The organism is Janthinobacterium sp. SUN120, assembly GCF_030397735.1.
In the GTDB taxonomy this organism is placed as follows: Bacteria; Pseudomonadota; Gammaproteobacteria; order Burkholderiales; family Burkholderiaceae_D; genus Janthinobacterium; species Janthinobacterium kumbetense.
The window spans coordinates 1,280,711-1,299,816 of the sequence record NZ_JAPUBW010000002.1 but is presented as its reverse complement, the minus strand read 5'-3'; the positions used below and the strand labels follow the sequence as shown (position 1 = coordinate 1,299,816).

Sequence of the window (19,106 nt, the reverse complement as noted above, 5' to 3'; positions counted from 1 at the left end):
AGGCATGCATGAGCACACCTGATAGTCCACTGCAGTCCAAGCCGTTCGACAGCGAACCTTTGTCGTGGGTGATGGTGGAAATCCGCGAAGCGCTGGGCCGCTCGAAAACAGCTTTGTTCGAGGCGGGTGGCCGCGAGCGCGAGGAACGCGCCACGGCCCTGCAGCATGCGCGCTCGCATCTGCACCAGGCGCATGGCGCACTGGTGATGGTCGACGTGGCCGGCGCCAGCCTGCTGACGGACGGCGCGGAGCAGGCGCTTTCGCGCTTTCGCGACGGCAGCCTCGAATACACCCTGGACCATGCGCAAGTCGTCGCCGAACTGTATCAGGCCTTGACCGAATACCTGGAAGATCTGGTGGCCGGCACGCCGCCGCAGCCGACGCGCTTGTTCCCCTACTACCGAGACCTGCAAACCATGCTGGGCGCCGAGCGCAGTCACCCGGCCGACCTGTTCTTTCCGCCGGCGTCGGTGCTGGAAGGGCATGCGATTGCGCTGGCGGACGCGCCCCCGGTAGCCGACTATACGGCCTGGCGCGGGCGCTTCGAAAAGTCCCTGCTGCCCTTCCTGAAGGCGCAGGATGACGCGGCGCGGCGCCAGCATGCGAGCGACTTGCACGCCACCTTGACGCTGGTGGCCGATGCGCAGCAGGAAGCGCCGGCGCGCACTTTCTGGTTCGCCATGCAGGCGTTTGCCGGGCTGGCGGCCAGCGGCGAGGGCATGGGTACGCTCAACGTCAAACAGTTGTTCGGCCTGATCAATCTGCAGTTGCGCCGCCTGGCGCAGGGCACGGCCAGCCTGCCCGAAGCGATGCTGCGCGACGCCCTGTTCTTCATTGCCGCCGCCACCGAGCCGACGCCGGAGGCGCGCCAGCTGCGTGCCGCCTTCGCCTTGGACGGGCAGGTGCCCGCCGACGTGGAAACGCGGCGCTACGGCCAGGTCGACCAGGAGGTCCTGCAAGGCGCCCGCATGGCACTGGCGCAGGCGCGTGCCAGCTGGAGCCGCCTGGCGCAAGCCGACCTCGATCCTGCCCTGGGCACGGATTTTGACGCCTCGCTGCAACAGGTGGCCGCGCATGCGGAGTCCCTGAAGCAGCCTGCCCTGGCCAGCCTGTTGCGCGAATGCGCGGCCGTGGCGCGGCAAGCCGTGGCCAGCGGACGCAGTGCGGCCCTGGAAAATGAAATCGGCATGGCGCTGCTGTTTGCCGACACGGGCCTGGAGCAGGTGCGCCGCCTGCCCGACGATTTCGCCGGCAATGCGGAAACCATCGCCGCGCGCCTGCAGGTGCTGCTGGCTGGCGAAGCGCCGCCGCCCGTCACGGCGGGCGAGTTGTCGCGCCAGATCGAACAGGGGCAGACGGTTGCCGCGCTGGCCGAGGAAATGAAGACGGGCCTGCGCCAGGTGGAAACGGTGCTCAATGCGTATTACGCGGATGCAGCGGGGGCGAAGGCGGGGGCACTCGATGGCGTCGCGCCCTTGCTGGAGCAGTTGCAGCAGCAGTTGGCCGGGCTGGAACAGGAAGAGGCGCGCGCCGCCGTGCTGCAGGTCGATGCGGTCGTGCGGCAGCTGGCCGATGGCGACGCCAATACGGACGCCAAGGCGGAGGCGCTCGACGAGATCGCGCAAAATGTCAGCGCGCTGGGATTTTTTGTCGATATGCTGGGCCGTAACGCGCAGGCGGCCAGCGGGCGTTTCCATTTCGACGCGGCCGCCGGCGCCTTCCGCGCCCTGCCATTTGAAAAAGTCGCCGCCGCCGGCGCCGTGCCCGTACCCTTGCTCGACCAGGCCCTGGCGCCCGCCGCGCCTGCCGGCATGGATGCCGCGCCGGCAGTGACCGATGTCGATGCGGAGATGCTCGACATCTTCATCGCCGAAGCGCGCGAAGTGTTGGCCTTTATCGACACCACGCTGGCCCTGCCGCGCGAGCAAGCCGCCAGCGGCGACCACCTGGCCATGCTGCGCCGCTCGTTCCACACCCTGAAGGGCAGCAGCCGCATGATTGGCCTGGCGCAGTTTGCCGAAGCGGCCGGCGCCATCGAGCGCGTCATGAATACCTGGCTGGCCGAAGCGCGACCCGTTAGCGACGATCTGTTTACCCTGCTGAATTACGGCTGGTACCAGCTCAGCGAATGGGTGGCGGAACTGGAAGGCGGCGCAGGGCGAGAGCGCGAGGCCGGCATGCTGCTGGCAGCGGCAGAGCGCGTGCGCGAAGGCGGTCCGTTCGAATTGCGCAAGCCGCGCCCGGCCGCGCCCGTGGCCGGCAATGGCAATGTGATCGGCCTTCCCCTGGCCACGGCGCCCGCGCTCCACGAAGCGCCGGACGATCACCTCAAGCACGTGGGCGAACTGCGCATCAGCCTTCCCTTGTACAACATCTACCTGGCCGAGACGGATGAATTGCTGCGCGTGCTCACGCGCGACTTCGGCGAATGGCGTCATGAGCAGCGCGCCGTCAGCGCGGAAGCGCTGCAAGCCGTGCATACCCTGGCGGGGACGTCGGGCACGGTCGGCTTCCAGTCCCTGCGCGACCTGGCACATGCGCTCGAGACGGTAATCGAAACGGTGGTGCCGCCGTTGGCCGGACTGCGCGCCGAACAGCACGACGTGCTGGAGCAGGCCACGCAGCGCATCGGGCAAATGCTGCAGGCGTTTGCGCTGGGCGACCTGGCGCCAACGCAGCCGGACATGATCGAAGCGCTCAACACCCTGTGGCGCGCCCTGACGGCGCCGCCCGGCGAGAGCAAGGAAGAGCGGCTCGACGCCCTGTTTGCGGCCGCTTACGCCAGCATCATCGGCGCACCGGCGCACCCTGCGGAAGTGCTGCCCGACGCGCTGGCCGAGGTTCCTGTACCCCAGCTCGAGACGCTGTTCGAGGCGACGTATGCGAGCATCGTCGCCGACGCGCTGCAGCCGGCTGCTGCCGAAGTACCTCTGCCAGCGTCGTTGCAGGACAGCGGCGCCAGCGACGACCTGTTCGACGCCGGTTTCGAGCACGCGCCGCCATTGGAGCACGCGGCGCCGGAAGCGCCGGCGCCTGCCATCATGCCAGCCGATGCGGCCGCGCTGCTGGCGGCCAGCGCCGGCATCAGCGATGAACTTGACCTCGATTTATTGTCCGTCTTCCTGGAAGAGGGCGCCGACCTGCTGCCGCAGATCGGCGAGGCGCTGCGCAGCTGGCAGCAGCAGGCGCACGATAGCGGCCAGGCACAGATGCTGTTGCGCACCCTGCATACGGTCAAGGGCAGCGCGCGCATGGCCGGCGCCATGCGCCTGGGCCAGCATGCGCATGAAATCGAGACGCATATCGAAAACATGCTGCACGCGGGCACCGCCACGCCGCAGGCCTTTGAGGAATTGCTGGCCCATTACGACCATGCGTTGCACCTGTTCGAGCAGTTGCAGCAGCCCTTGCTGCCCTTGCCGGGCATGGAAGATACGCCGGTCGCCGAACCGAAGGCGGCGCTGGTGCGCGTGCGCGCCGATATTCTCGACCGCCTGGTCAACCAGGCTGGCGAAGTGTCGATCACGCGCTCGAAGATGGAAAATGAAGTGGGCGTGCTGGGCGCCTCGCTGTCCGAGTTTTCCGATAACCTGGCGCGCTTGCGGCGCCAGCTGCGCGAAGTGGAAATGCAGGCCGAATCGCAGATTGCCTCGCGCATGGCCGTCGGCAGCGAGCGCGATTTCGATCCGCTCGAATTCGACCGCTTTACGCGCTTGCAGGAACTCACGCGCATGATGGCCGAAAGCGTCAACGACGTGGCCTCCTTCCATGAAAACCTCAGCCACAGCGTCGATGCGGTGACGGACGACCTGGTGCTGCAGGCGCGGCTGACGCGCGAGCTGCAGCGCGACCTGATGCAGATCCGTATGGTACCGTTTGCCAGTATCGCCGAACGCCTGTTCCGCGTGGCGCGGCAAAGCGCCAAGGAAGTCGACAAGCGCGTCAATCTCGACATCCGCGGCGGCGGCGTGGAAATCGACCGCAGCGTGCTCGAACGCATGGCTGCTCCGTTCGAACACCTGCTGCGTAACGCCATCGTGCACGGCGTCGAGCCGCGCGACGCGCGCCTGGTTGCGGGCAAGAGCGAAACGGGCGAGCTGCTGGTGCAGGTCAGTCAGCAGGGCAACGAAGTGGCGATCGCCTTTTCCGACGATGGCGCGGGGCTGGATATGGAACGCATCCGCGCCAAGGCGCACGGCGCCGGCCTGCTGACGACGGACGCGCCATTGACCGACGCGCAGGCGGCCGAGCTGATTTTCACACCGGGTTTTTCCACCGCCGACAGCCTGACGGAATTGGCCGGACGCGGTTTTGGCATGGACATCGTGCGCTCCGAAGCGCTGGCGCTGGGCGGGCGCGTGGAAACGCTGACGCAGGCGGGCCTGGGCATGCGCTTCACCATCCACCTGCCGCTGACCCTGGCCGTCACCCAGGTGGTGCTGCTGGCGGCGAACGGCAAGACGTATGCCTTGCCATCGGTGCTGGTGGAGCAGGTGCTGCACCTGAAAGGCGAGCAGCTGGAGCAGGTGCGGGCGGCCGGGTGCATCGAATCGCACGGGCAGTCGCTGGCGCTGCACCACCTGTCGGCCATGCTGGGCGAGACGCCGGCGGCGCAGGCCACGCAGCGCTATGCGCCCGTGCTGTTGCTGAGGAATGGCAATGACAGGCTGGCCTTGCAGGTCGATGACGTGCTGGGTAACCGCGAAGTCGTGGTCAAGCACGTGGGTCCGCAACTGGCGCGCATGCCGGGCATTGCCGGTGCCACGGTGCTGGGCACGGGCGACATCGTGCTGATCCTGAACCCCGTGGCGCTGGCGCAGCACCTCGAGCACCATCCGGAACTGCTGTCGCAATATGCGCTGGCCAGCCGCGAGCAGCATGCCGTTTCCAGCGCGCTGGCCGCGCCGGTTGTGCGCGTGATGGTGGTCGACGATTCGCTGACGGTGCGCCGCGTGATGCAGCGCCTGTTCGAGCGCGAAGGCTACCAGGTGCTGCTGGCCAAGGATGGCGTCGATGCGCTGGAGCAGTTGCATGCGCTGGAGCCGGCTGCCATGCCGGCCCTGCTGCTGGTCGACGTGGAGATGCCGCGCATGGATGGTTTTGATTTGACGCGTAATGTGCGCAGCGACGACAAGACGCGCGCCATCCCCATCATCATGATCACTTCGCGCAGCGCCGACAAGCACCGCGCACATGCGTTCGAGCTGGGCGTGAATGCGTATTTCGGCAAGCCGTTCCAGGAAGAGGAATTGCTGGCGGAAGTGGGGCGCTTGTTGACCGAATCTTGACCTACGCCACCACCTTCACCACGGCATAACGCTCCAGGGTCTCCTTGCGCGCCTCGTCGTGCTGCACCAGCGGTTCCGGATAGTCGCGCCCCAGCACGATGTTTTTTTGCTCGAGCAGCATGCGCGGCACCAGCCAGGGTGCGTGGATTTCCTTGTCGCCCAGCGCCTTCAGCTGCGGCAGATAGCGGCGGATGAAGCGCCCGCTGGCATCGAATTTTTCCGATTGCGTGATCGGATTGAAGATGCGGAAGTAGGGCTGGGCGTCGCAGCCGGACGACGAAGCCCATTGCCAGCCGCCGTTGTTCGACGCCAGGTCGAAGTCATTGAGGTGCAGCGCGAAATACGCTTCGCCGCGGCGCCAGTCGATACCCAGGTCCTTGATCAGGAAGCAGGCCGTGACCATGCGCAGGCGGTTGTGCATATAGCCCGTCTGGTTCAGCTGCGCCATCGCCGCGTCCACCAGTGGATAGCCGGTGCGCCCCTCGCACCAGGCGGCAAAGGCGGCATCGGCTTCGGGACCCGTTTCCCAGGCGATGGCGTCGTAGGCCGGCTTGAAGGCGCCGCCTTCCACGTGCGGGTTCTGGTACAAAATCATGGCGTAGAAATCGCGCCAGATCAGTTCGGCCAGCCACACGGGCGCGCCATCGCCGCCGCCGCCCCTGTCCATCAGGTCGACGATGGTGCGCACCAGGTAGCGCAGCGACACGGTGCCGAAGCGCAGATGCATGGACAGGTAGGACGGCCCCTTCAAGGCGGGAAAATCGCGCGCCACGTCGTAGCGGGCCACACGCGGCAGGAAATCCTCGAACAGCGTGCTGGCGCCCGACATACCGGTGGGAATGGCCAGCTCGGCCAGGTTGCTCGGTTCGAAACCCAGCTCGCCCAAGGTGGGCAGGGGCACCGGCGCGCCGGCGCGCGGCGGCGCCAGGCTGGCCGCATGCGGCTCGATAGCGAATGGCGCCAGGCAGCCTGGTTCCGCGCGCATTTTCTTCAGCCAGGCATTCTTGTAGGGCGTGTAGACGGTATACGGCTTGGCCGAGAGCGTCAGCACTTCATCCTTTTCAAAGATCACCTGGTCCTTAAAACTGAACCACAGACGCGCATCGCGCGTGAGCGCGGCGGCCACCGTGGCGTCGCGCGCGATGGCTTGCGGTTCGTAGTCGTGGTTGGCAAAGACGGCGTCGGCGTTCAATTCGGCGGCCAGGCGCGGGATGGCCTCGGCCGCGTCCGCGTGCAGCACGATCAGGTCGCCGCCCAGCTGGCGCAGCTCGCCAGCGAGCTCGGCCACGCTGGCATGGATGAAGTCGACCCGCCGGTCGCGGCGCGGCAGGGCCGCCAGGATGGCGGTGTCGTACACGAAGACGCAATGCACGGCCTGGCTCTGGCACAGGGCGTGATGCAGTGCAGCATGATCAAACGCGCGCAGATCGCGCCGGAACCACACCAGGGAAGTCTTGATTGTCATTATTTCGCGTGTTCAGGGTCAAAGATAGGCCATTTTTTGCCGCCAACGGGGCTTTATCGCCGCTCGCGTCGCGCCTTTGGCGTCGCTGCGGCGGCAATTCAGTGTAAACTACCGGGTATGTTCGTGGTGCTTTATGTGCGACAGCGATTTTGCAATCAATTTTACAATTGGCATTGAAATGCGCCTGCAGGCAAAGCGAATTGACCATTAATTTATAACATAACAAGAATAGCGCCTGGCAACACGGTTCCCGCCGCCCAGCATTCGCGGCAGGAGGTGCCAGGCGTACGATAGCGGGGTAAGCGAGACTTGCCAGCAAGCCCACAGAGAGAGCATCGCGTATGAAAAAGAGTAAAATCGACCAGACTCTACCAGGACATCGTTTGATGCAGGGTGTGGGAGAGCCGGCCGCGACCGGTTCCTCCACCCTGAATCTGGCCAACCATTTCCTCATTGCGATGCCGGCCATGCAAGATCCGATCTTCGGCGGCACGGTCGTGTACGTGTGTGAACATAATGAGAACGGCGTGCTGGGCGTCGTCATCAACAAGCCCACCGACATGACCATGGAAGTGCTGTTCGACCGCATCGACCTGAAACTGGCGGCCGGCAGCGACACGCCCATCATCAACGAACCGATCATGTTCGGCGGCCCCGTGCAGGACGACCGCGGCTTCGTGCTGCATACGCCGGGCGCGCGCTATTCCTCGTCGCTGACGGTGACCGATGAAGTGGCGTTTACCACCTCGATCGACGTGCTCGAAGCCGTCGCCAAGGGCGATGGCCCCGAGCGCATGCTGGTCTCGATCGGCTACTCGGGCTGGAGCCCGGGCCAGCTGGAAGACGAGATCGGCCGCAATGGCTGGCTGACGGTGGGCGCCTCGGCCGACATCCTGTTCGATTTCCCCATCGAGCAGCGCTACGTGGCGGCCATCAAATTGCTGGGCATCGATCCGCTCATGCTCGCCAGCGAGGCTGGCCACGCATGAGCGGTGACGCCATCGACACCATCCTCGCCTTCGATTTCGGCCTGAAACGCATCGGCGTGGCCATCGGCAATACCATGATTTGCCAGGCCAAGCCGCTCAGCGTGATCACGGCCACGGCGAATGAGCCGAAGTTTGCCGCCATCGATAGCCTGATCAAGGAGTGGGGCGCGAGCCGCATCGTGGTGGGCTTGCCCAGCCATCCCGATGGCACGGAACACGAAATGAGCGCGCGTTGCCGCCGTTTCGCCAACCAGGTGCACGGCCGCTTCAACCTGCCGGTGGAACTGGTCGACGAGCGTTATTCATCGGCCGTCATCGCCGCCAAGCGCGGTGAAGTCATCGATGACCGCGCCGCCGCCATCATCCTGCAACAGTATTTCGACGCGAATTATTAATCTGACCCTAGACTTCCTCCCTGAATGATCAAGAACTCTATGCCGCATCCTACTAATCCTTCCCAACTCGACGCCGAGGCCCTGTACGCGGTCTTGCTGCAGCAAGTGCAGAGCGGCCTGGCGGGCATCCCCAACGTGGCCATCGTCGGTATCCATTCGGGCGGCGCCTGGCTGGCCGAACGCCTGGCGCGCGACCTGAACCTGGTCGACCGCCTGGGCGTGCTCGATGTCTCGTTCTACCGCGACGACTTTGCGCAGAAGGGCCTGCATGCGGACGTCAAGCCGACGCAGATCAGTTTTGACGTGGCCGGCGCCACCATCCTGCTGGTCGACGATGTGCTGTACACGGGCCGCACCACGCGCGCGGCCATCAACGAATTGTTCGACTACGGCCGCCCCGCGAAGATCATGCTGGCCGCCCTGGTCGACCGCGGCGAGCGCCAGTTGCCGGTGGCCGCCGATTTCGTGGCCGCCTTCACAGCCGTGCCGCCGGGCCAGGCCCTGGTCCTGAAGCAAGCCGACGATGGAAAATTCACGCTCACCATAGATACCCACCATGCTTAATCCGCAACTGAATAAACACGGCGAACTGCAACATCTGCTGACGATCGAAGGCTTGCCGAAGTCTATCGTCAACCACATCCTCGATACCGCTTCCTCGTTCGTCGGCATTTCCGACCGCGATGTGAAAAAGGTGCCGCTGATGCGCGGCAAGAGCGTTTTCAACCTGTTCTTTGAAAACTCCACGCGCACCCGCACCACCTTCGAGATCGCCTCGAAGCGGCTGTCGGCCGACGTCATCAACCTGAACATCCAGGCGTCGTCGGCCAGCAAGGGCGAGTCCCTGCTCGACACCATCGACAACCTGTCGGCCATGCATGCCGACATGTTCGTCGTGCGCCATGCGCAGTCGGGCGCGCCCTACCTGATCGCCAAGCACCTGATCGACACCAAGCAGCCGCACGTCCACGTCGTCAACGCGGGTGACGGACGCCATGCGCATCCGACCCAGGGCTTGCTGGACATGTACACGATCCGCCACTACAAGAAGGATTTCACCAACCTGACGGTGGCCATCGTGGGCGATATCCTGCATAGCCGCGTGGCCCGTTCCGACATCCACGCGCTGACCACCCTGGGCGTGCCGGAAGTGCGCGCCATTGGCCCGCACACCCTGCTGCCGGGCGGCCTGGAGCAGATGGGCGTACGCACCTTCACCAACATGGATGAAGGCCTCAAAGGCGTGGACGTGATCATCATGCTGCGCCTGCAGAATGAACGCATGAGCGGCGCGCTGCTGCCGTCGGCGCAGGAATATTTCAAGAGCTATGGCTTGACGCCCGAGCGCCTGGCGCTGGCGAAACCGGACGCCATCGTTATGCATCCGGGCCCGATGAACCGCGGCGTGGAGATCGATTCGGCCGTGGCCGACGGTCCGCAGGCGGTGATTCTGCCGCAGGTGACGTTCGGTATCGCCGTGCGCATGGCGGTGATGAGTATTTTGGCTGGTAATCAGGGCTGATAGCCCAAGGACGAGTAAGCGAGCATGACGACACTACATATCAAGAACGGCCACCTGATCGACCCTGCCAACGGCATCGATGGCTTGCAAGACCTGTTTATCGCCGACGGCAAGGTGCTGGCCGTGGGCAGCGCCCCGGCCGGTTTCACCGCCGACACCACCTTTGACGCGGCCGGCCTGGTGGTCTCCCCCGGCCTGGTCGACCTGTCCGCGCGCCTGCGCGAGCCAGGCTACGAATACAAGGCAACGCTGGAATCGGAGTTGCAGGCAGCCCTTCAGGGCGGCGTGACGAGCCTGGTGTGCCCGCCCGACACCGATCCCGTGCTCGACGAGCCGGGTCTGGTGGAAATGCTGAAATACCGCGCCAAGACGCAGAACAAGGCGCACGTGCATCCGCTGGGCGCACTGACCATGGGCTTGAAGGGCAAGTCGCTGACGGAGATGGCCGAATTGACGGAAGCGGGCTGTATCGGCTTTGCGCAGGCGGAAGAGCCGATCGAAGACACCACCGTGCTGCTGCGCGCGATGCAGTACGCGAACACCTTCGGCTACACGGTCTGGCTGCGCCCGCAAGACCCGCACATCGGCCGCGGCGGCATCGCCCACAGCGGCCCGCTGGCATCGCGCCTGGGCTTGTCCGGCGTGCCCGTGATGTCCGAAACCATCGCCCTGCACACGATCTTTGAATTGATGCGCGCCAGCCGCGCGCGCGTGCACCTGTGCCGCATTTCGTCGGCGGCGGGCCTGGAACTGATCCGCGCCGCCAAGGCCGAAGGCTTGCCTGTCACCTGCGACGTGGGCGTGCACCATGTGCACCTGACGGACGCCGATATCGGTTTCTTCGACCCGAACGCGAGGGTCACGCCGCCGTTCCGCAGTCAGCGCGACCGCGATGCGATCCGCGCTGGCCTGCTCGACGGTACGGTCGACGCCATGTGCTCGGACCACACGCCCGTCGACGACGATGAAAAATTGCTGCCGTTCGGCGAAGCGTCGCCCGGCGCCACAGGCCTGGAACTGCTGCTGTCGCTGGCCCTGAAATGGGCCGACGACTATGCGCTGGCGCAGCCGCAGGCGGGCGCCCGTCCGCTGGCGCGCGCCGTGGCCAAGGTCACGGCCGATGCGGCCCGTGTCGCCGGCATCCCTGCCGGCAGCCTGGCCGTGGGCGAAGCTGCCGACATCTGCGTCTTCGACCCCGCCGCGCGCTGGACCGTGTCGTCGGCGTCGCTGGCCAGCCAGGGCAAGCACACGCCTTTCCTCGGCTATGAGCTGAGCGGCATCGTCAAGGCGACCATCGTCGCCGGACAGGTGGCGTTTCAGCGTTAAAAAATCAGATCCGTGGACCGGGGCACGCTGCCCCGGCATCCCTTGTCTGCTCCCGGATTTCGGTTCTGGTTTATTTGTTGGTGTGATTTGAAACTTCTGCTTACCTACCGCCTCGCGCGCATCGCCATTCACCTGAGCTGCGGCATGGCCAAGAGCGCCGTGCTCTTTCCCTGGCTGGACCTGGAGGGCCGCAACCGGCGCATCCGCCGCTGGTCGACGCAGCTGCTCGACATCTGCGGCGTGCACGTGGCGCAGCCGGCAGACAGCGTGCCGGCGCTCGACCATGCGATGGTGGTGGCGAACCACGTGTCGTGGCTCGATATCTTCGTCATCAATGCCGTGCACCCCTGCCGTTTCGTCGCCAAGGCGGAAATCCGCGCCTGGCCCATCCTGGGCTGGCTGGCGGGGCGCGCCGGCACCATCTTCATTTCGCGCGGCAGCAAGCGCGATTTGCGCCTGATCTTCCAGGGCCTGGTGGATAAATTGACGGCGGGCGAGCGCATCGCGTTCTTCCCCGAAGGCACCACCGCCGCGCAAGGACAGATACTGCCGTTTCACGCCAACCTGTTCGAGGCGGCCATCGATGCGCAAGTGCCGGTGCAGCCGTTCGCGCTCGTGTATGTGGATGACAAGGGAGCACTGCACCACGCCGTCGACTTTATCGGCGAGATGAGTTTTGCGCAAAGCATGGTGGCAATCCTGAGCGGCCCGCCCATCACGGCGCGCCTGACTTGTCTGGCGCCAGTGGCGACGCTCGATGCGCATCGGCGCGAACTGGCGACGGCAACGCAGGCGGCGGTGGCCGCCGCGCTGCCGCTGGAAAAGACCGCCTAGTTTTTGACGTGCAGCCAGCGCGCATGCGCTGCGCGGGCCAGGTAGTCGAGGATAAATCCAAGTATGCCGATCAGCACGATGGCGGCCATCAGCTCCGAATACGCGAGGCGGTCGCGCGTATCGAGGATGAAGTAACCGAGACCGGCCGACACGCCCAGCATTTCCGCCGGCACCAGCACGATCCAGATGATGCCGATGGCCAGGCGCACGCCCGTCAGTATGTCGGCCGTAATGCCCGGCAAAATCACCTTGAAGACGATTTCGCTGCGCGTGGCCGACAGGCTGCGTGCCAGCAGCAGCCAGTTCGGATCGAGCCGCGCCACGCCGGCTGCCGTATTGAGCAAAATCGGCCAGACGGCCGCAAACGCCAGCAGGAAGTACACGGGCGCGTCACCGACGCCCAGTACCATCACGGCGATTGGCATCCACGACAACGGCGAAATCATGCGCAGTAGCTGGAACAGCGGCATGGCCGCGCCGGAAAAGCTCTTCGACATGGCCACCAGCACGCCCAGCGGCACGCCGATGACGATCGCCAGTCCCAGGCCCACGGCCACCCGTTGCAGGCTCAATACCACGTGCAGCCAGATATCCGCACCGCCCACCATCTCCTGGAAGGCCAGCGCCGTGGGCAAGGGCGCGAAGGCGGTGGCGATGGGCGTGGATTTCTCCAGCGCCGTCACGCCCACGGACCACAGCAGCAAGGCACAGGCCAGCCCCACCAGGGGCAGGCCGAACTTCGTGAACAACTTGCTTGCCATCGTCAGACCGCCACGGTTTCGCTGCGCAGCAGGTTGGCCGGTAAGCCGAAGGCGGCCGGGCCGCCGACAGCCGTAATGGCCTTGCGCACGAAGCGGTCATCGACCAGGTCGCGCGCGGCGAACTTCGGATCGAGGTTGGCCAGGAAGCGCGTATCGCCTTCCACCTTGGTACGGCCGATGGCGCGCACCAGTTCTTCCGTGTACGAGGCAAACGGATACGGCTGGAAGTCGATGCGGCGCTGCTGCCAGTTCTTGTGCACGATCAGGCCCTGCTTTTCATAGCCGGCGTAATCGGTGGTGGCCAGCACCTTGGTCAGCACTTGCAGCGGATGCGGCGTGTAGCGGTGCTCGCCCACGTTCGACAGCAGCTTGGCCGTGTCGACCTGGTTCGAGCGCGTCCACAGCTGGGCCTTGACGATGGCGTTGGTGACCTTCTGCGCCCATTCGGGGCGCGTATTGATGTCTCGCTCGGAAAGGAAGGTGACGCAGCATGCATGGTTTTTCCACACGTCGCCCGAGAAGCGCAGGATCTTGCCGATGCCGGCGTTTTCCGCCGCCGCATTGAACGGTTCGGCCACGATGTAACCGGCGATGGACTTGCTTGCCAGTGCCGAGACCATTTCGGCCGGCGCCAGCACGATCAGGTTGACTTCATTCGGTTTGATGGCCGCATTGCGCGCCCGCGTGACCGGGGTCAGGCCATTCGAGGACAGGATCTGCTGCAACAGGATGTTGTGGATCGAGTACCAGAACGGGATGGCGACCGTGCGTCCGCCCAGGTCGGAGACCTTGTTGATCTCGTTGGCCACCGTCAGCGCGGAACCGTTGACGTGGTTCCAGGCGACGACTTTCGCAGGGAACTTGGCGCCGTAGCGCACCCACAGGGTGGCCGGTGACAGCAGGTGGATGACGTTGACCTGGCCGGCGACGAAGGCTTCGATGATCTGCGCCCAGCTGCGGAACAAACGCGGCGTCTCCGCCTGCAGGCCTTCCGCTTCAAACAGCTTGCGGGCGTGGGCGACGAGCAGCGGGGTGGCGTCGGTAATCGGCAGGTAGCCGATTTTCACGGGCTGGTCGTCGCCTTTTGGGCCTTGCTGGGCCATGGCATCACCGGCGAACAGCAGGGGAGAAGCCACGCTGGCCGTGGCCAGGGCCGACATGCGCAGGAAGTCGCGCCGCGTCAGGCCGCAGTCGCAATCGGACGAGGCGCAGATATGCAGGGGTTTGTTTTGATCTTCGAATGTCATGGAAAAGTTCCGGTCGATTAATTGGGAGCGAAGGCGGGCGTTTGATCCTGCTTTTGCAGCGCTTGCAGGGCCTCGAGGATGTCCATCTTGAGGGCGATGACGTCGGCGCTGTGGCCGATGCGGGGCTGAGCGATGGCGACGGGCCATTCGCGCACGATGTTGCCCGGCTTGCCGCCCATCAGCAAAATGCGGTCCGCCACGAGGATGGCTTCGTCGATATCGTGCGTGACGAGCAGCACGGCCGTGTGCCAGCGGTGCACCACGTCGACCAGCAGCGATTGCATCTCGGCGCGCGTGATGGCGTCGAGTGCGGAAAACGGTTCATCGGCGAACAGCAGTTCCGGTTCGCGCGCCAGCGCACGGGCCAACGCCACGCGCTGCGCCATGCCGCCCGAGAGGGCGGATGGATACAGCTTTTCGCGTCCCTTCAAGCCCACCGCCTCGATGGCTTGCGCCACGCGCGCCTGGTGCGCCTCGCGCGTGAGCTGCGGCTGGTGCTTGAAGTCCAGGCCGAAGCCTGCGTTGCCCGTGACGTTCAGCCAGGGTAGCAGGCTGGCTTGCTGGAACACGAGGGCGCTGCGCGGGTCCGGTTCGCGCATGGGCGCGTCGAGGAATTGAATCTCGCCCGTGGACGGCGGCTGCAGGCCGGCCAGCACGCGCAGCAGGCTAGACTTGCCGCAGCCGCTGCCGCCCAGCAGGCAGACGATTTCACGCTTGCGCACGCCCAGCGAGACGTGCTGGAACACGGGCGCGCTGCGCGCATAGGCGTAGCTCAGGTCCTGCGCCTGCAGCGCCCAGTCTTGCGTCGCTGCCGTCATGCCGGGGCTCCCGCCGCCTTGGCCGCCTGCTGGCTGTCGAACAGCTGCAAGGCTGCCTGCAACTGCGTCAGGCTGGGAGTGACGATGGGGATGAACGACGATTCGCGCCAGCGGCGGGCAAAGCCCTGCTGCTCGGCGTTCAGGTAGGCGCGCCCGCCCATGGCCTGCAGTTCCAGCATCAGCGCCTGCTGCAGTACGTCGGCCAGCTGTATGCGCAGGCGGAACATGGCCGGCGCCTGCGTCTTGAAGCGGCCATCGTGCACGCCGGCCAGCAAGGTTGCGACGGCGGCCTCCAGGGTGGCTTGCAGCGCTTCGATGCGCGGCGTAAGCTGGTTGCGCGAGCCGGCAGAAATTTGCGCCGCTTTGGCCAGGCTGGCGCGCGCCAAGCCGATCGACAGGCCGCACTGCATGCCGAGGAACGATGGGCGCACCTGCGGCAGCCAGGCTGGCGCGTTGTCGCTGATGATGTCCGCGGCGGGAATGTGCACCTGCGCCAGCTTGACGGAAGCCGTATTGCTGCCGCGCAGGGCGATCAGGTCCAGGTCGTCGCTGCGCTGCACGCCTGCCGTGCCGCTGTCGAAGGCGACGATGACAGGGGGTGCGCCGTCGTTCGGCGCCACGGCGGCCGCCGCGACAAAGCCCGCCTTGCGCAAGTTCGTCACCCAGGCCAGGCCGCCGTCGACCAGCAAGCCGTCTTCCTGGCGCGCGCCCGTGATTTGCAGTTGTTCGATGCCGGACAAGAATTTCATGGCGTTCGACAGGCCGCTGGCGCCGGCCTGCGTGCCTGCTAGCAGGCCAGGCAAGCGGCGTTCGGCCAGGGCGCGGTTCCCGCTTTGCAGCAGGAATTCGATGAAGCAGCGCTGGCCCCAGAAAACAAAGGCCGCCGTCACCGATTGCTCGGCAACTTTGGCGATGGCGTCGATGGCGTCGCGTACGTCGCCGCCCGCGCCGCCGTGTTCCTGCGGCACGCCGATGGCCAGCAACTGGTCGCCAGCGAGGGCCGGCAAAATGGTTTCAGCCAGGTCCGACGATTGGTCCAACTGGTCGGCATGCGTGTGCAGCCAGTGATTGAGGTGGCCCATGTCAGACGGCGCCAGGCAGGTAGGGCGTCAATTGCGGATTGACGGGCGTGCCGGCCAGGCTGTTGGAGAAATTGCACAGGGTGGCCAGGCTGATGCCCAGCACCACTTCCAGCGCCTGCTGTTCGTTGTAGCCGGCCGCCAGGAAGGTTTGGTATTCGGCGTCGCTGACGGCGCCGCGCGTGGCAATGACGGCCGTGGCGAAGGCGGCGACGGCGTCCAGCTTTGTATCGCCCGTCGGCTGGCCATGCTGCAGCGCGCGCACCGTGTCCGGTGTCTGGCCCGCTTTTTTCAGCGAGATTGCGCTATGGCCGGCGATGCAGAAATCGCAGCCGTGGATGCGCGCGGCCGTGATTTGCACCACTTCGCGTTCCATTAACGTCAGGCTGGCGCGCGCATTGATGCCGGAGACGGTCAGATAGGTTTCCAGGGCCAGCGGGGCATTGGCCAGCACGCCGATCAGGTTGGGCAGGAAGCCATTGTTGGCGATGGCCTTTTCCACGAAGGGGCGGCTATCGGCCGGGGCGGTATCGAGAGTGTGCAGCGTCAGACGGGACATGGGGTACCTTGCTAAGTTGGTAAGTCACTCATGCATTATATCGGCCATGCCGTGCAGGTAACAGACGTCAGCGTCGTCCTTTTGTGCTCGTTCGTCTGCGATTGTGCGATCCTTGATTTCAGCTGGCCAGTTGGCGCTGGCGCTGGTCGCGCCGGTAGGCGCCTGGCTGTTCGCCCGTGACCCGCTTGAACGCGCGCGTAAAGGCGGCGTGCGAGCGGTAGCCCACCAGTTCGGCCGCGCGTTCGACGGAGACGCCATCGTGCAGGCGCCGCGCGGCGATCTTCATGCGCAGCAGGAGCAGGAACTGGGCCGGCGAGTGGCCGCTGGCGCTGGCGAAATGCTTGCAGAAGCTGGCGCGCGACATGCACGCGGCCTTGGCCATGTTCTCGATCGACCAGTCATCGGCGGGGGCGTCGAGCATGCGTTCGAGCAGCGGTGAAAATGCGGGCTGGTGCAGCAGCGACAGCAGGCCGGCCGCCACCTGCTCGCCCTGCGCCACATGGCGTATCAGGTAAAAGAACAGCAGTTCGACCAGGCGCGCGATGAGCGGCGACGGTTGTTCCGGGTCGCCGCCGGCTTCCGCCAGGATCAGGTCGAACAGCGCGGCAGCGGCGCTGAAGGCGGGCGCGTCGCCGCGTATCAGCAGGTACGGCGGGAAGGAGTCGACGATCAGCGCGGAGAGGGCACCGCGAAATTGAAAGAAGCCGCAGGCCAGCGCCGTCGCCGGCTGGTCCGTGGACGACTGCAGCGGCAGCATGGCTTGCGCGCTGACCGCCTGCAGCGGGTCGCTGTGTGGGCTGAGGAAGTGCGGCAAGTCGCGCAGCAGGAAGACGCCGTCGCGCGGGCCGAGCGCAATCGGCGCCGCCCCGTCGAGGTGCAGATAGCAGTGGCCATCGAGCACCAAGTGAAAGCTGCCCAGTTCCCGGCCCGCCGTGGAGGCGCGCCAGCGGCCGCAGTACTGGCCTACATGCAGGACGGCGGTGTCGAGCTCCAGGCTGCCGAGCAGCCAGCGCGCCAGTCTGTCGGTATCAGGATGCATGGGATCGCAAAGGCAAAAGTTGCATCATACGGGCTGCGCGCGGCAAGGCCAACGACCGATTTCGACTAAGCATATGCGCGCCATGCTTGCCATTTAGCGCTTGCCGCTGTGCTGCTGGAAGGCGGGGCAGGCGACTTGCAGCAGCGAGCGGTCTTCCAGGCACACGGCCGACAGTTTGCCACCCCAGACGCAGCCGCTATCGAGTCCGATCAGGTGCTCCCGCAGCTGCAGTCCCAGCGCCGACCAGTGGCCGAAGACGATGGTGTCGCCGGCGCTGCGCCGTCCCGGCACGTCGAACCACGGCAGCAGGCCGGAGCCCGGCGGTGGGCTGCCGCTCTCCTTCATCTTGAAGTCCATCACGCCTTCCGGCGTGCAAAAGCGTAGCCGCGTCATGGCGTTGACGATGCAGCGCAGCCGGTCGGCGCCCTGCAGGTCGTCGCGCCAGGCGGCCGGCTCGTTGCCATACATGGTGCGCAGGAAGGCCACCCAGCCGTCGCTGCGCAGCATCGCGGACACTTCCCCGCTCAGGGACAGGGCCTGGGCCGCGCTCCATTGCGGCAGCAAGCCCGCATGCACGAGCACGTGGCCGTCGTGCTCCAGTGCCAACGGCCGCTGGCGCAGCCAGTTGATCAACTCGTCGCGGTCGGGTGCGTCGAGGATCTCGGCCAGCGTATCGGACGCATGCTCGGGGCGGATGCCGTTGGCCACGGCCAGCAGGTGCAAGTCATGGTTGCCCAGGACGCTGTCGGCCAGGCCCTGCTGCGCTAGCGCGTGCACGTGGCGCAGCGTGGCCAGCGAGGCCGGGCCGCGGTTGATCAGGTCGCCCGCGAACAGCAGGCGGTACGGGCCATTCGCCGCCGCCTGGATCCGTTCGATCAGTTCGATGGTTTGTGCATGGCAGCCTTGCAGATCGCCGATAAAGTAAGTTTTCATATGTGCCAGGGTGAAGTGAACTACGCGCCTGCATTATAAGCATGCCTGCCCTTTGGTGTTGGGTGCATTCCTGGTCGGTACCCGATTGCGCGCACGGCTGGCGGGAAGAGAAGCGGATACCGATTATGCTGTCGGAAATTTAATGGGGGGCATTTCCCGCTGGCATATATCGATAATCATCCGCCAGCGCGTTTATCGGAATGGATAGCCGCGCCACGCTGGTCTTGCAAGCGGGCTGCGCAGGAAGTCGGAATGCCACTCATCCATGTTTATTTATTTTCTACGCGTACTTTCGGCATATTTTTCATTGAATCTTAATGTGGAGCAGATAAATAAGCCGATAGCCGTGATTCAATAGGCGATGGATTATGCAATGCTGCGCAGATGTTTATGCAATGTAGTATATTTCACGCTTATTTTATTATTTAAATTAATATAAAGGATGTACGGGATGGATCTGTCTACGATGACGATGCTGGAATTGCGCAAGCTGGAAGATAATATCAAGCAGGAATTGAACAGCCGCGAACGTGAAGATTTGAACAAGGCGCGCGAACAGATCATGGCCATCGCGCAGCAGGCGGGCATTCCGCTGAAACAACTGATACTCGACGGCTTGCACCCGCGCACGGGCAAAGTCGCGGTGCGTTACCGCCATCCTGACAATGCGACCGAACAATGGACAGGCCGTGGCCGCCAGCCTCTGTGGGTCAGGCAATGGGTGGAATCGGGCAAGTCGATCGATCTGCTGCGCGTATAATTCGGTATACTCTTGGCGCAGTAGCAAGCTGTCAGTCCCGCGCTGCACCTCGCCAGGCACCCTATTTGACCCTCTTTATACCGCCCACACC

At 65.1% G+C, this 19,106-nt stretch carries 16 protein-coding genes; 8 read left to right on the top strand and 8 right to left on the bottom strand.

Translation table 11 applies throughout. The features are described 5' to 3' along the window. The first annotated feature begins 8 nt into the window (after positions 1–8). Positions 9–5,288: an Hpt domain-containing protein gene (locus tag O0879_RS15540; RefSeq protein WP_289917282.1), complete on the top strand. Its 5,280-nt coding sequence runs from the start codon at positions 9–11 to the stop codon at positions 5,286–5,288. Position 5,289: 1 nt separating this feature from the next. Here O0879_RS15540 and O0879_RS15535 read toward each other — a convergent pair whose 3' ends face one another. Continuing rightward, positions 5,290–6,753 (bottom strand): deoxyribodipyrimidine photo-lyase, encoded by a 1,464-nt coding sequence (locus O0879_RS15535; RefSeq protein WP_289917281.1) that lies wholly within the window; start codon positions 6,751–6,753, stop codon positions 5,290–5,292. Between the two features lie 386 nt (positions 6,754–7,139). Between O0879_RS15535 and O0879_RS15530 the strand changes: the two genes are divergently transcribed. The 6 genes from O0879_RS15530 (at position 7,140) to O0879_RS15505 (ending at position 11,819) form a co-directional block, all read left to right on the top strand. Beyond that, positions 7,140–7,742 carry a YqgE/AlgH family protein gene (locus tag O0879_RS15530; protein ID WP_034746689.1) on the top strand — a complete coding sequence of 201 codons (603 nt, stop codon included), beginning with the start codon at positions 7,140–7,142 and terminating at the stop codon, positions 7,740–7,742. After that, the gene (gene ruvX, locus O0879_RS15525) at positions 7,739–8,137 is read left to right on the top strand and encodes a Holliday junction resolvase RuvX (protein WP_223278885.1); all 399 of its coding nucleotides are present in this window, start codon (positions 7,739–7,741) and stop codon (positions 8,135–8,137) included. The genes O0879_RS15530 and ruvX overlap by 4 nt, the downstream gene beginning before the upstream one ends. 39 nt (positions 8,138–8,176) lie before the next feature. Further along, entirely contained in the window at positions 8,177–8,701 is a 525-nt protein-coding gene (gene pyrR, locus O0879_RS15520; RefSeq protein WP_070255920.1) for a bifunctional pyr operon transcriptional regulator/uracil phosphoribosyltransferase PyrR, read from the top strand. Next, positions 8,694–9,659: an aspartate carbamoyltransferase catalytic subunit gene (locus O0879_RS15515; protein WP_034746695.1), complete on the top strand. Its 966-nt coding sequence runs from the start codon at positions 8,694–8,696 to the stop codon at positions 9,657–9,659. Before pyrR ends, O0879_RS15515 begins: the two co-directional genes overlap by 8 nt. A 24-nt stretch (positions 9,660–9,683) precedes the next feature. Beyond that, positions 9,684–10,985: a dihydroorotase gene (locus O0879_RS15510; RefSeq protein ID WP_099666542.1), complete on the top strand. Its 1,302-nt coding sequence runs from the start codon at positions 9,684–9,686 to the stop codon at positions 10,983–10,985. 87 nt (positions 10,986–11,072) lie between these two features. Then, on the top strand, positions 11,073–11,819 hold the full coding sequence (locus O0879_RS15505) for a lysophospholipid acyltransferase family protein (RefSeq protein WP_251350291.1): 747 nt from the start codon (positions 11,073–11,075) through the stop codon (positions 11,817–11,819). Here the strand turns inward: O0879_RS15505 and O0879_RS15500 are convergent. The 7 genes from O0879_RS15500 to O0879_RS15470 form a co-directional block, all read right to left on the bottom strand. Continuing rightward, complete coding sequence (locus tag O0879_RS15500; RefSeq protein ID WP_289917275.1) at positions 11,816–12,580, bottom strand: ABC transporter permease; 765 nt, start codon at positions 12,578–12,580, stop codon at positions 11,816–11,818. The genes O0879_RS15505 and O0879_RS15500 overlap by 4 nt on opposite strands. Positions 12,581–12,582: 2 nt before the next feature. After that, positions 12,583–13,827, bottom strand: a complete 1,245-nt coding sequence (locus tag O0879_RS15495) for an ABC transporter substrate-binding protein (protein WP_230538868.1) — start codon at positions 13,825–13,827, stop codon at positions 12,583–12,585. A gap of 17 nt (positions 13,828–13,844) precedes the next feature. Beyond that, on the bottom strand, positions 13,845–14,645 hold the full coding sequence (locus O0879_RS15490) for an ABC transporter ATP-binding protein (protein WP_289917274.1): 801 nt from the start codon (positions 14,643–14,645) through the stop codon (positions 13,845–13,847). Continuing rightward, positions 14,642–15,727: an acyl-CoA dehydrogenase family protein gene (locus tag O0879_RS15485; RefSeq protein WP_289917272.1), complete on the bottom strand. Its 1,086-nt coding sequence runs from the start codon at positions 15,725–15,727 to the stop codon at positions 14,642–14,644. The genes O0879_RS15490 and O0879_RS15485 overlap by 4 nt, the downstream gene beginning before the upstream one ends. 1 nt (position 15,728) lies before the next feature. Then, positions 15,729–16,283: a carboxymuconolactone decarboxylase family protein gene (locus tag O0879_RS15480; RefSeq protein WP_099666548.1), complete on the bottom strand. Its 555-nt coding sequence runs from the start codon at positions 16,281–16,283 to the stop codon at positions 15,729–15,731. Between the two features lie 118 nt (positions 16,284–16,401). Further along, positions 16,402–17,322 carry an AraC family transcriptional regulator gene (locus tag O0879_RS15475; protein ID WP_289917271.1) on the bottom strand — a complete coding sequence of 307 codons (921 nt, stop codon included), beginning with the start codon at positions 17,320–17,322 and terminating at the stop codon, positions 16,402–16,404. A 93-nt stretch (positions 17,323–17,415) separates the two neighbouring features. Then, positions 17,416–18,255 carry a symmetrical bis(5'-nucleosyl)-tetraphosphatase gene (locus tag O0879_RS15470; RefSeq protein ID WP_289917268.1) on the bottom strand — a complete coding sequence of 280 codons (840 nt, stop codon included), beginning with the start codon at positions 18,253–18,255 and terminating at the stop codon, positions 17,416–17,418. 451 nt (positions 18,256–18,706) lie between these two features. Here O0879_RS15470 and O0879_RS15465 point away from each other — a divergent pair, with 451 nt between their 5' ends. Continuing rightward, a complete protein-coding gene (locus O0879_RS15465; protein WP_289917266.1) occupies positions 18,707–19,015 on the top strand; it encodes an H-NS histone family protein in 309 nt (102 codons plus the stop codon). The last annotated feature ends 91 nt before the right edge of the window (positions 19,016–19,106 follow it).

Coding starts and splice junctions, on each gene's coding strand:
- O0879_RS15540 (WP_289917282.1), top strand. CDS start 9: ATGAGCACACCTGATAGTCCACTGCAGTCCAAGCCGTTCGACAGCGAA.
- O0879_RS15535 (WP_289917281.1), bottom strand. CDS start 6,753: ATGACAATCAAGACTTCCCTGGTGTGGTTCCGGCGCGATCTGCGCGCG.
- O0879_RS15530 (WP_034746689.1), top strand. CDS start 7,140: ATGCAGGGTGTGGGAGAGCCGGCCGCGACCGGTTCCTCCACCCTGAAT.
- ruvX (WP_223278885.1), top strand. CDS start 7,739: ATGAGCGGTGACGCCATCGACACCATCCTCGCCTTCGATTTCGGCCTG.
- pyrR (WP_070255920.1), top strand. CDS start 8,177: ATGCCGCATCCTACTAATCCTTCCCAACTCGACGCCGAGGCCCTGTAC.
- O0879_RS15515 (WP_034746695.1), top strand. CDS start 8,694: ATGCTTAATCCGCAACTGAATAAACACGGCGAACTGCAACATCTGCTG.
- O0879_RS15510 (WP_099666542.1), top strand. CDS start 9,684: ATGACGACACTACATATCAAGAACGGCCACCTGATCGACCCTGCCAAC.
- O0879_RS15500 (WP_289917275.1), bottom strand. CDS start 12,580: ATGGCAAGCAAGTTGTTCACGAAGTTCGGCCTGCCCCTGGTGGGGCTG.
- O0879_RS15495 (WP_230538868.1), bottom strand. CDS start 13,827: ATGACATTCGAAGATCAAAACAAACCCCTGCATATCTGCGCCTCGTCC.
- O0879_RS15490 (WP_289917274.1), bottom strand. CDS start 14,645: ATGACGGCAGCGACGCAAGACTGGGCGCTGCAGGCGCAGGACCTGAGC.
- O0879_RS15485 (WP_289917272.1), bottom strand. CDS start 15,727: ATGGGCCACCTCAATCACTGGCTGCACACGCATGCCGACCAGTTGGAC.
- O0879_RS15480 (WP_099666548.1), bottom strand. CDS start 16,283: ATGTCCCGTCTGACGCTGCACACTCTCGATACCGCCCCGGCCGATAGC.
- O0879_RS15475 (WP_289917271.1), bottom strand. CDS start 17,322: ATGCATCCTGATACCGACAGACTGGCGCGCTGGCTGCTCGGCAGCCTG.
- O0879_RS15470 (WP_289917268.1), bottom strand. CDS start 18,255: ATGAAAACTTACTTTATCGGCGATCTGCAAGGCTGCCATGCACAAACC.
- O0879_RS15465 (WP_289917266.1), top strand. CDS start 18,707: ATGGATCTGTCTACGATGACGATGCTGGAATTGCGCAAGCTGGAAGAT.